6 protein-coding genes are annotated in these 12090 nt (G+C 67.5%); 2 read left to right on the forward strand and 4 right to left on the reverse strand.

Annotated features, from left to right (window positions below):
* Positions 1–82: 82 nt before the first annotated feature.
* The 4 genes from OVA31_RS19855 to OVA31_RS19870 form a co-directional block, all read right to left on the reverse strand.
* Positions 83–3934: a multifunctional oxoglutarate decarboxylase/oxoglutarate dehydrogenase thiamine pyrophosphate-binding subunit/dihydrolipoyllysine-residue succinyltransferase subunit gene (locus tag OVA31_RS19855; RefSeq protein WP_267628308.1), complete on the reverse strand. Its 3852-nt coding sequence runs from the start codon at positions 3932–3934 to the stop codon at positions 83–85.
* Positions 3935–4071: 137 nt separating this feature from the next.
* Positions 4072–7923 carry an ABC transporter ATP-binding protein gene (locus OVA31_RS19860; protein WP_420714089.1) on the reverse strand — a complete coding sequence of 1284 codons (3852 nt, stop codon included), beginning with the start codon at positions 7921–7923 and terminating at the stop codon, positions 4072–4074.
* On the reverse strand, positions 7920–8696 hold the full coding sequence (locus tag OVA31_RS19865) for a hypothetical protein (protein WP_267628310.1): 777 nt from the start codon (positions 8694–8696) through the stop codon (positions 7920–7922). The genes OVA31_RS19860 and OVA31_RS19865 overlap by 4 nt, the downstream gene beginning before the upstream one ends.
* Positions 8689–9735: a glutathione S-transferase family protein gene (locus tag OVA31_RS19870; protein ID WP_267628312.1), complete on the reverse strand. Its 1047-nt coding sequence runs from the start codon at positions 9733–9735 to the stop codon at positions 8689–8691. Before OVA31_RS19870 ends, OVA31_RS19865 begins: the two co-directional genes overlap by 8 nt.
* A 99-nt stretch (positions 9736–9834) precedes the next feature.
* Between OVA31_RS19870 and OVA31_RS19875 the strand changes: the two genes are divergently transcribed.
* The gene (locus tag OVA31_RS19875) at positions 9835–10479 is read left to right on the forward strand and encodes a PadR family transcriptional regulator (protein ID WP_267628313.1); all 645 of its coding nucleotides are present in this window, start codon (positions 9835–9837) and stop codon (positions 10477–10479) included.
* A complete protein-coding gene (locus OVA31_RS19880; RefSeq protein ID WP_267628314.1) occupies positions 10476–11993 on the forward strand; it encodes an MFS transporter in 1518 nt (505 codons plus the stop codon). The genes OVA31_RS19875 and OVA31_RS19880 overlap by 4 nt, the downstream gene beginning before the upstream one ends.
* Positions 11994–12090: the final 97 nt, after the last annotated feature.

The raw sequence follows: 12090 nt of genomic DNA on the forward strand, positions 1-12090 counted from the left end.
CTGATGTTGCTGTCGGCGGAGGGGGTGAGAGACACGTGTGGCGGGTGCCCTGGGGCACCCGCCACACGTCGATAGCGTCAGATCAGCCGAACGCCTCGTCGAGGATCTCCTGCTGCTCGACGGCGTGCACCTTGCTCGAGCCCGACGACGGCGCCGACATCGGGCGACGCGAAGCGCGGCGCAGACCCTTGAGCAGGTCCGGCAGCATCTCGGGCAGCCACAGGCCGAGGAACGGCCACGGACCCTGATTGGCCGGCTCCTCCTGCACCCACACGAAGTCGTCGGCGTTGCCGTACTGCTCGAGGGTGTTGCGGAGACGACGATGCGGCACCGGGTAGAGCTGCTCGATGCGGACGACCGCGATGTCGTCGCGCTTCTCCTTGTCGCGGCGCGCGGCGATCTCGTAGTAGAGCTTGCCGCTCACCAGCAGGACGCGCTTGACCTTGTCGCGATCGCCGTCGCCCGAGATGAACTTCGGGTCGTCGATGACCGAGCGGAACTTGTCGTCGGTGAACTCCTCGATCGGGCTGACCGCCTGCTTGTTGCGGAGCATCGACTTCGGCGTGAACACCACCAGCGGTCGGCTGATGCCGTCGAGCACGTGGCGACGCAGGAGGTGGAAGTAGCTCGCCGGGGTCGACGGCAGCGCGACGGTCATCGAGCCCTCGGCACATAGCTGCAGGAAGCGCTCGATACGACCGGACGTGTGGTCGGGTCCCTGACCTTCGTGACCGTGGGGGAGCAACAGCACGACGTCGGAGAGCTGTCCCCACTTCGCCTCACCGGACGAGATGAACTCGTCGATGATGGACTGGGCGCCGTTGACGAAGTCGCCGAACTGCGCCTCCCACATGACCAGCGCATCGGGATTGCCGACCGAATAGCCGTACTCGAAGCCGACCACCGCGAACTCCGACAGCGGCGAGTCGTACGCCATGAAGCGGCCGCCGTTGTCGTCGCTGTCCTCGCCGTTCACCGGCTTGAGGTGATTGAGCGGGGTGTACTCGGAGCCGCTGTCACGATCGATGAGCACCGAGTGGCGCTGGGTGAACGTGCCGCGGCGCGAGTCCTGTCCGGACAGTCGGACAGTGCGCCCCTCGAGGACGAGCGAGCCGAACGCCAGGAGCTCGGCGAAAGCCCAGTCGACACCGCCGTGGCGCGACATCTCGTGGCGACGCTCGAGCACCGGCTTCACCCGCGGGTGCGGCGTGAAGCCTTCCGGCACATTGAGGAATGCGTCGCCGATGCTAGCGAGCACCTCCTTGTCGACGGCCGTCACCAGCTTGGTCGGCAGCGTCTGGTCGGCCAGGATCGACGGACTCGGCTCGGCGTGATACTTCTCGAGCTCCTTGACCTCGTTGAACACCCGCTCCAGCTGGCCCTGGTAGTCGCGCAGGGCGTCCTCGGCCTCCTTGGTCGAGATGTCACCACGACCGATCAGGGCCTCGGTGTAGCTCTTGCGGACGCCGCGCTTGGTGTCGATCACCTCGTACATGGCCGGCTGGGTCATCGACGGGTCGTCACCCTCGTTGTGGCCGCGACGACGGAAGCAGACGAGGTCGATCACGACGTCCTTGCCGAAGGCCTGCCGGTAGTCGACGGCCAGCTTCCCGACCCACACGCACGCCTCGGGATCGTCGCCGTTGACGTGGAAGATCGGCGCGCCGATCATCTTCGCGACGTCGGTGCAGTACTCGGTCGATCGGGAATGCTCCGGGGCGGTGGTGAATCCGACCTGGTTGTTCACGACGATGTGGATGGTGCCGCCGGTGCGGTAGCCCGGGAGCATCGCCATGTTCAGCGTCTCGGCGACCACACCCTGGCCGGCGAAGGCCGCGTCACCGTGCAGCATCAGCGGCAGAATCGGGAACGACTCGTCGTCGCCGAGGAGGTCCTGCTTGGCGCGGACGAGGCCTTCCAGAACCGGGTCGACGGCCTCGAGGTGGCTGGGGTTGGCGGTCAGCGACACGTTGATCTCGTTGTCGCCGAACATCTGGTAGTACTTGCCCTCGGCGCCGAGGTGGTATTTCACGTCGCCGGAACCGTGTGCCTGCGACGGGTTCAGGTTGCCCTCGAACTCGGTGAAGATCTTCGAGTACGGCTTGCCGACGATGTTGGCGAGCACATTCAGGCGACCACGGTGGGGCATGCCGACCACGACCTCTTCGAGGCTGTGCTCGGCGCCCTGATCGATCACCGCATCCATCATCGGGATGACCGCTTCGGCACCTTCGAGCGAGAAGCGCTTCTGCCCGACGTACTTGGTCTGCAGGAAGGTCTCGAACGCCTCGGCCGCATTGAGCTTTGACAGGATGTATTTCTGCTCGGCGACCGGCGGCTTGACATGCTTGACCTCGACGCGCTCCTGCACCCAGCGCTGCTGCTCGGGCTCGAGGATGTGGGTGTACTCGACGCCGACATGTCGGCAGTACGCGTCGCGCAGGATCGACAGCACGTCGCGCAGCTTCATCTTCTCCTGGCCGTGGAACCCGCCGACGCTGAAGGAGCGGTCGAGATCCCAGAGGGTCAGGCCGTAGGTGAGCACGTTGAGGTCCGGATGGCTCGCCCGCGCGTCGCTGTCGAGCATCAGCGGGTCGATGTCGGCCATCAGATGGCCGCGACTGCGGTATGCAGCAATGAGTTCCAGCACGCGGGTGCTCTTGTCGACGAGCCCCGCGGGGATGTCGCGACGCCAGCGGACCGGCTCGTACGGGATGTGGAACGCGGTGAAGATCTCGTCGTAGAACGCGTCGTCGAGGAGCAGCTCGTGGATGGTCCGAAGGAAGTCGCCCGACTCCGCACCCTGGATGATCCGATGGTCATAGGTCGACGTCAGCGTCATCAGCTTGCCGACACCGAGTTCGGCGATCTGCTCGTCGCTGGCGCCCTGGAACTCCGCGGGGTACTCCATCGCGCCTGCGCCGATGATCGCGCCCTGCCCCTTCATCAGGCGGGGCACCGAGTGGACCGTGCCGATCGTCCCGGGGTTGGTCAGCGAGACGGTCACGCCCGCGAAATCGTCGCCGGTGAGCTTGCCGTCACGCGCACGGCGCACGATGTCCTGGTAGGCGCTGTAGAACTCGGCGAAACCCATGGTCTCGCAACCCTTGATGGCCGCGACCACCAGTGTGCGGTTACCGTCCTTGCCGACCAGATCGATGGCCAGACCGAGGTTGGTGTGGGCCGGCGTGACGACGTTGGGTTTGCCGTCGACCTCGGCGAAGTGGCGGTTCATGTTCGGGAACGCCTTGATCGCCTGGACGATCGCGTAGCCGAGGATGTGGGTGAAGCTGATCTTGCCGCCGCGGGTGCGGGCGAGGTGGTTGTTGATGACGATGCGGTTGTCGATCATCAGCTTCGCCGGGATGGCGCGCACGCTCGTGGCGGTCGGCACGTTGAGCGACGCGGCCATGTTCTTGGCGATCGCGGCCGCGGGGCCGCGCAGAACCTTGTTCTCGTCTTCCGATGGGGTCGTCGCGGACGCGTTCACCGGGCTCTTCGCCCGGTTGTGGGACCGGGACGAGCCGTCGCGGCTGGCGGTGCTCTGGCCGGATGCGGCCTTCGTCGCCGTCGATTCCCGTGCGGGTCCGGACTTGCGTGCCGGCGTGGAGGCCGTCGGCTGCTGGTCGAGCGTCACCTGCTTGTTCTGCGAGCTCGAGGTCTTGGTGGTGGTCGCGGGCGCCGAGGCCTTCGGTGAGGTGGCCGCGGCGGGGGCACTGCCATCAGGCGTCGCGGCACCGCTGTCGCGGGCGGCCGTGGTGCCGTTGCCCGCGGCGGTCGCGCTCGTCTCGGCGTCACCGTTCACGCTCGGGTCGTAATTGGCGAGGAACTCGTGCCAGCTCGGGTCAACTGACGTGGGGTCCTTCTTGTACTGCTGGTACATTTCCTCGACCAGCCACGTATTTTGTCCGAAATCTGAAATCGAACTGCTCACAGCGGTATCTCGCCTCAATTCCCTCTGGTGTCGGGTCGCTTGTCACCGAGAAAGTCCCTTGTGAAGACTATCGGCAAACCACCTGCCGATGGTACGCGTGCGCGATGCACGACGTGCGGTGGACCTCACTGTCCGACTCACCTGAGCTGCTGGTCACCAGCGGTGGCAATACCGTCTGCATCGGGAGCGACACCAGCATCCCAGAACGCGCGGTACCTCTGTCCCAACGCCAGCAGCTCGGTATGAGTTCCCCGCTCCACGATCCGGCCCTGATCGACCACTGCGATCGTGTCGGCGCGGGCCGCCGTGGCGAGCCGGTGCGCAACGATGACCGACGTCCGGCGGTGCGTGAGTGCCTCGCCTGCTGCGAGCACGAGCGCCTCGGTGGCCTGGTCCAGCGTCGCGGTCGCCTCGTCGAGCAGCAGCAGATCGGGTTCGACGAGTTCCGCGCGGGCCAGCGCGATCAGTTGCCGCTGTCCCGACGACAGGCCCTGGCCTCGCTCGCCGATCGGGTGGTTCATCCGACCGGGTAGTCCCGCGATCATCCCCGCGGCGCCGACGGCGTGAGCCGCCGCGGCGATCGCCCGGCGATCCGCGTCGGGCCGGCCGTAGGCGATGTTCTCCGCGACCGTCCCGGTGAACAGGTGCGGTTCCTGGGGGACCACGCCGAGACGACCGCGGTAGTCGGCGAGAGCGAAATCGCGGATGTCGGTTCCGTCCATCCGGACCGCTCCCGACGTCGGGTCGTAGTAACGGGCGAGGAGCTTGACGATGGTCGACTTCCCGGCGCCCGTCTTGCCGACGAGGGCCAGCGACGTCCCGGGCGGGATGGTCAGGTCGATGTCCGACAGCGCATCGCGATCCGCGCCGCTGTAGCGGAAACTCACGTCGTCGAGGACCGCGCGACCGTCGAACCCGCCGCTAGGCGTGGTCACGACGTCGTCGCGCCGGATCAGCGAGCTCGGGGTGCCCAGCAGATCGGAGATCCGCCGCAGACCGACCACTGCCTGCTGGTATCCGTCGAACACCTGGGACAGCTGTTGGACCGGCCCGAACAGCATGGACAGGTAGAGGACGAAGGCCACCAGGGTGCCGGCCGACAGGGAGCCGGTGGTGATCTGGTGGGCACCGACGGCGATGGCGACGGCCGATGCGAGGTCCGACATCAGCGTGATGAACGGGAAGTAGGTGGCGATCGCCTTCTGCGACACCATCCGGGCATGCACCCAGTCGAATGTCCGCCGGGTGAATCGGGACGTCGCGGCGGAGGTGTGGCGGTAGGTCTGCGTGGTCTTGATGCCGGCGATGTTCTCCTGGAAGTCGGCGTTCACGATGCTGACCAGCTCGCGGGACCGGGTGTAGGCGACCGACGAGATGCGCCGGAAGATGATCGTGGCGACGATCAGGACCGGGAAGACCGGGAGCATCAGGGCGCCGAGCAGGGGATCGGTGATCACCAATGCGACGGACACGCCGACAAGGGTGAACGCGGCCACGACGGCAGTCGACAAACCTGTCTGGAGAAAGGTCGAGAGCGCGTCGACATCGGTGGTCATCCGCGTCATGATCCGACCGGACAGCTCGCGCTCGTAGTAGTCGAGGCCGAGTCGCTGCAGGTGGGCGTAGCTGCGCACACGGAGACCGAACAGGACGCGTTCGCCTGCGCGGGTCGCGAAGACGATCTCCGCCGACGACCCGACCCACCCCACGGCGACCAGCACCACGCCGATCGCCGTGGCCCGCCACAGCGTGGATTCGTCGGCATGCGTGGCGGCGTCGATCACGGCTCGCGCGAGGGACGGGAATGCCAGCCCGACGAGGGTGTCCACCGCGATCGCGAGGATGGCCGCCACGATCAACCACTGCACCGGGCTCAGCAGCCCGCGCAGTGAGAACGAGCGGCTCTCGGCGCGCGCCGCATCGACATCCACACGGGGACTCTCGTCGGCGGGCGGCAGGGCGTCGACCGCGGCGAGCAGCTCGGGGGTGGCAGGCATCGAACCGAGGGCGCCGCCGATCCCGCCACCACCGCGGGCTCCGCCACCGCCGGGGCCCGTGGTCGCGACGATGGGTCGTCGGATCGTCGGATCGTCGACTTCCGGTGCGTCGTCGGGCCACAGCTGATCGAGTCCCAGTGCGGGCGGCGGCCGGTGGACGGCACGCCTGCCGGCCTGTTCCGGGTCTGCCGACGCCATCAGCGAGCCGAACAGGTCACACCGCTCGTCGAGCTCGGCGACGGTACCGACGTCCACGATGCGGCCGGCGTCGAGGACGGCGACGCGATCGGCGAGGGTCAGGGTGGAGCGGCGATGTGCCAGCAGGAGCATCGTGCGACGTTCGGCGCGTAAACCGTGCAGGATCTGTGACTCGGTGGTCGCGTCCACCGCGGACGTGGCGTCGTCGAGGACGAGAATCCGGGAGTCGGCGTAGAGCGCGCGAGCCAATGCCACGCGTTGGCGCTGCCCGCCGGACAGCGTGAGTCCGCGCTCGCCGACCACGGTGTCGAAGCCGTCCGGTAGTCCTTCGACGAACTCGTATGCGTCGGCCCGTCGGGCGGCCGAGAGCAGGCGTCGGCTGGGCGTGCCGTCGGTCGTTGCCGTCTCACCAGGACCGAGCGCGATGTTGGCGGCGATCGTGTCCGAGTAGAGGAACGGTTCGTCGAACACCACCGACACCGCGGCGTGCAGGGCGTCGGGTGCGAGGTCGTCGACGGGATGTGCGCCGTCGGCCGACAGCAGTTCGACGACGCCGGAGTCGGGCCGGTAGTAGCGCCCCGCGAGATCGGCGAGCGTCGACTTCCCGGAACCCGGCCCGCCCACCACCGCGACGCACTCACCCGGCGCGACGGTGAGGTCCACGTCGGAGAGGACGGGTCGGTCGCCGAAGGAGAACCCGACCCCGCGCAGCCGGAGTCCGAGCGGACCGTCGGGGAGGGTGTCGGTGTTCGACTCGGCCGGATCGTGCGGATGCTCGATCACGTCGTACACGCGGTCGACGGCGGCCCGCGCCAACTGGGCGCTGACGACCAGGTTGGTCAGCAGGCGGGCGAGCGCGGTCATCGAGGCCACGTAGGTCGCGAAGGCCAGGAACGTGCCCGCGGTGATGTGACCGTGCATCGTGAGGTACCCGCCGACGGCGATCACCGCGACCATCCCGAGCTGGGGGATGGCCGCCATCGTCGGAGTGAAGCGCGCGTTGATCTTCCCGGCCCGCAGGCGCAATGAATACAGCCGCGCGCCGAGGCCGACGAGTTCGTCGACCGCACGGCCCTCCTGGCCGAATCCCTTCACCACCCGTACACCGGTCACGGTCTCCTCGACGTGCTGCGCCACGTCGGCGGCGGCCTGCTGGGCCGACCAGGTCGCCGCGAAAAGCTTACGGCGCGTGCGGAACACGACGAACCCGACCAGCGGGAAGATCAGCAGGGCGACGCACGTGAGCAGGGGCGACAGGTACGCCATGATCCCGATCGCGAGAACCACCTGCACCGCCGCGCCTGCCGACAGCGGCACCATCGCGAGCAACCCCTGGACGATCTGCAGATCCGAGATCGACCGCGAGACGATCTGGCCGGTGCGGATCTGGTTCTGCGCGTTGCCGTCCAGGTGGAGCAGTGTGTCGAGAAGTCGCAGACGCAATGCGTTCTGCACGGAGATCGACAACCTGCCCGCAGTCAGCCTGCGGCCGAATTGGCATCCGTAGCGGATGACGGCGATGACCAGCAACGCCGCGACGATGACCTGGATCGAGAGACCGTCGTGCACGGCCCCGGTGGCATGGTCGATCGCAGCCTTGGCGAGCAGCGGCGCCACCAGATCCACGGCGACGGCGACCGCGGTCACCACCAGGGTGATGATCACCAGGTTCCGGAACTGCCAGCTCTCGGAGGCCAATCGGCGGATCCACGGACGCGACGTCGAGGAGTCAGGTGACGTGGACTCCGGTCCCGGTCGGGACGATCGCGGTTCGGTCTGAAGCGTCGGAGTCACCGATCCAGGTTGCGCCGGTCACCGGCGGCTGGGAGGCCCGGGTCCCCGACGATCTGGCCGTCGATGATCCAGGTGGTCGGGGGTGGGCCGAATGCCTGTCGGGAGTTGGTGATGACGCGCTTGCCCAGCGCGCGGTTGCCGATACCGCCGATCATCGCGCCGATGCCGGCAGGCATCAGCTTGCCGAACACCAGGGGAGCGCGCTTGATGGCGTACTTCTTGGTCAGCTTGTTGACGAGCGTCTTGTTGAGCTTGCCCAGACCGCCACCGGGGATGGCCGCTCCGCCGAGCCGGCGCAGCGCACCGCCCTGCGTGCCGACCAGCCGTCCCAGTGCGACCACGCCTTCTTCGCCCAGGGCCACCGCGAGTACCAGCGTCTTCCGGCGCTCCGAATCGTGCACCGGGATGCCGTGGACCTCGGCGATCGAGAGGGCGAGCAGTGCGGAGGCCTCGAGGAAGAATGCGGTCTCGCCGGTCATCGCACCGAGCGCCGTCATCGTGCCGACGCCTGGTACGGCCGCGGTGGCGCCGACGGCCCCACCCGAGCCGGTGACCGCGGTGAGGTAGATCTTCTCGAGCCTCGTGATGATCTGTGCGGGTGACTCCTCGGGATGCGCGGTACGGAGATTGCGCACGTACTTCGCGACGGCCGGGCCCTGCAGTCGCTGCGCGCGGTCGAGCAGACCGCCGGTGACCTCGACGGCCTTGCCCGGCGGCCGCTGACCGGGGCGGGGCCCGGCGGTTCCGGTGGTGCGTCTGCTGATGTCAGCCATGTGTGGGTACCAGACCTTCCGGAGGGACGACTTCGGTGGGCTTCGGCGGACCGGGTGGCGTGCCGTCGCCGAAGGGACGGCCACCGAGCTCGTCCCGATGATGCGGGGTGAGCCAGTTGGTGAGATCCGGCCCGTCGGGGACGACGCCCGTCGGGTTGATGTCGCGGTGCACCACGTAGTAATGACGCTTGATCTGTGCGAAGTCGGTGGTGTCACCGAAGCCGGGCGTCTGGAACAGATCCCGGGCATAGGCCCAGAGCACCGGCATCTCGGACAGCTTGCTCCGGTTGCACTTGAAGTGGCCGTGATAGACGGGATCGAAGCGGGCCAGGGTGGTGAACAGGCGGACATCGGCCTCGGTGATGGTGTCGCCCACCAGATACCGCCTGGTGCGAAGCCGGTCGGACAGTTCGTCGAGCTTGGTGAACAGGCGGTCGTAGGCCTTGTCGTAGGCGTCCTGGTTGCCGGCGAACCCGCACCGGTACACCCCGTTGTTGACCTCTGTGTAGACGCCGCGGTTCACCTCGTCGATCTCGTCGCGGAGGTGTTCGGGATACAGCTCCGGTGCACCCGCGCGATGGTGCTCGGCCCATTCGAGCTCGAAATCGATGGTGATCTGGGGGAAGTCGTTGGTGACCACCGCGCCGCTGCGGGTGTCGACGACCGCGGGCACGGTGATGCCCTTGGGATAACCGGGAAACCTCTTCTCGTAGGCGTCCTTGAGTCGTGGGATGCCGAGCACCGGGTCGACGCCACCGGGATCGAGATCGAAGGTCCACGAATCGGCGTCGTGAGTGGGGCCGCAGAGTCCCAGCGAGATCGCGTCCTCCAGGCCGAGGAGGCGTCGGACGATGAGTGTCCGGTTCGCCCAGGGGCACGCGCGGGCTGCGACGAGCCGATAACGCCCGGGCTCGACGGGATAGCCGTCCCGGCCGTCCCGGGTGATCCTGGTCTCGATGTATTGGGTGTCGCGGACGAACTCCTGGCCGGTGGTCACGTAGACGCCCTGCTCCTGCTCGCCAACGCTGTCGGTGCTCATGGTGACCACAGTAGTGATCGACACCGACGGTTGGCATGCAATGCTCGACCCGGTATATTCCACCTGGAATATTTGCTGCGGATCAATTCGGGAGGTGTGGTGGGAGCCAAGGCATGCGGTCCCCTGCCGCCATTGGCGGTACTGGTACTGGGTCTTGTCGCGGAACGGCCGATGCATCCGTACGAGATGTTCCAGACGACGGTCGAACGACGAGAAGATCGTCTGGCGAAGTTCCGGCCGGGCACGATGTACCACACGGTCGACCGGTTGGTCTCCCAGGAACTCATCGAGGTCCACGACGTCCAGCGTGAGGGGAACCGTCCCGAACGCACCGTCTATGCGATCACCGAGCTCGGTCGGCGCACCTTGTTCGAGAGCCTCGAAGAGATCGTCTCCCGCCATCCCGTCGAATACCCCGAGCTCTACCTCGCACTCTCCGAGGCGCACGGGCTGCCCCGGGCGCGGGTGGTCGAACTGCTGACCATGCGGCTCGAGGCGATGCGCGCGGAGCTGACCGAGCTGGACGGCGGTGTCGCCGCAGTCCGGGAGCGGGGGACACCCGAGATGTTCTACCTCGACATCGGCTGCCGCATCGCGACCCTGCGCACTCAGATCGACTGGGTCGAGGACCTCGTCGACCGACTCGAGAACTCCACCATCGAATGGCTCGACGACCCGGGTTCCCCCTATCGGGGCAGCTCTGTCATCGCGGGCGCCCTCCACCAGAAAGCGACAGACGAATGACCTCCACCCCGACCCCCGCCGCGCAGGTGACCACGCGACCCTGGGCCGCGATGCTGGCGCTGTGCGTCGGCTTCTTCATGATCCTGGTCGACATGACCATCGTGGCGGTTGCCCAGCCGCAGATCCAGACCGCGCTGGACACCGACGTGAACGGCATCGTCTGGGTGACGAGCGCCTACCTGCTGACCTACGCCGTGCCCTTGCTGATCACCGGACGCCTCGGCGACAAATTCGGCCCCAAACGCGTCTACCAGCTCGGTCTGCTGGTCTTCACCATCGCGAGCGTGTGGTGCGGACTGTCCGGGTCGATCGGCGAACTGATCGCCGCCCGCGCCCTGCAGGGTGTCGGTGCCGCGCTGATCACGCCGCAGACGATGGCGCTCATCACCCGCATATTCCCGCCCGAGAAGCGTGGCGCGGCAATGGGTGTCTGGGGCACCGTGGCCGGCGTGGCCACGCTCGTCGGCCCGTTGCTCGGCGGAGTCCTCACCGACAGCCTCGGCTGGGAGTGGATCTTCTTCGTCAACATCCCGGTCGGCATCGTCGGCCTGGTGCTGGCGTACGTGCTCGTTCCCGACGTCGAGACCCACGACCACCAATTCGACTGGATCGGCGTCGCCTTGTCGGCAATCGGTCTGTCGGCGTTGGTGTTCGGCATCCAGGACGGCGAGAAGTACAACTGGAACGGCTGGATCTGGACCCTCATCGTCGGTGGTCTGCTGGTGATGGCTCTCTTCATCTACTGGCAGTCGCGGATCAAGGGCGAACCGCTGGTGCCGCTCTCGTTGTTCCGGGACCGCAACTTCTCCCTGGCCAACATCGGTATCGCATCGATGGGATTCGCGATCTCCGGACTGATGATCCCGACGATGTTCTTCCTGCAGCTCGTCGGCGGGATGTCGCCGACCCGCTCGGCGGTGATGATGGTCCCGATGGCACTGCTCACCGGCGCCCTGGCGCCGATCGTCGGCCGTGTGCTCGACCGCGTCCATCCCCGCACGATCATCGCGACCTCGTTGCTGCTGAACGCAATTGCCGTCGGTTGGCTCGGCATGATCGCCCGGCCGGCGACCCCGGTGTGGCAGTTGATCATCCCGATGTGCCTGATGGGTGTCGCATCGGCGGGCATCTGGGCGCCGTTGGCCGCCACCGCGACCCGCAACCTGCCGTGGCATCAGGCCGGTGCCGGTGCCGGCGTCTACAACACCACGCGGATGATCGGGTCGGTGCTGGGCAGCGCCGCCGTGGGCGCACTGATGCAGACCCGGCTCGCCGCGCAGCTGCCGGGCGTCGACACCGAGCACCACAGTGCGGGCGGACAACTCCCCGAAATGGTGCGCGACGGATTCGCCACCGCGATGGGCCAGTCGCTCTACCTGCCGGCCGTGGTGCTCCTGTTCGGCGTCGTGGCCGCGCTGTTCTTCGTGAAGCCGAAGCATCAGACCCCGGGCGTGCCCCCGGTCGCGCCGGATCAGGTGGGCGAGGGTGCCGCCACGGGAGCGCAGGCCACCTGACCCCGCGCTTCGATCACCGTCAGCACCGATCTCGCCCCGAGTGGCGTGGTCGGTGCCGACGGGTGCGGCTTTGCCTCCCACAGTCTGTCGGGAGCCG

Origin of the sequence: Gordonia sp. SL306, from assembly GCF_026625785.1 — a bacterium.
In the GTDB taxonomy this organism is placed as follows: domain Bacteria; phylum Actinomycetota; class Actinomycetes; order Mycobacteriales; family Mycobacteriaceae; genus Gordonia.

What these genes read in the sequence shown, in the direction of transcription:
- OVA31_RS19865 (WP_267628310.1), bottom strand. Translation starts at nt 8,696, where the DNA reads ATGGCTGACATCAGCAGACGCACCACCGGAACCGCCGGGCCCCGCCCC.
- OVA31_RS19870 (WP_267628312.1), bottom strand. Translation starts at nt 9,735, where the DNA reads ATGAGCACCGACAGCGTTGGCGAGCAGGAGCAGGGCGTCTACGTGACC.
- OVA31_RS19880 (WP_267628314.1), top strand. Translation starts at nt 10,476, where the DNA reads ATGACCTCCACCCCGACCCCCGCCGCGCAGGTGACCACGCGACCCTGG.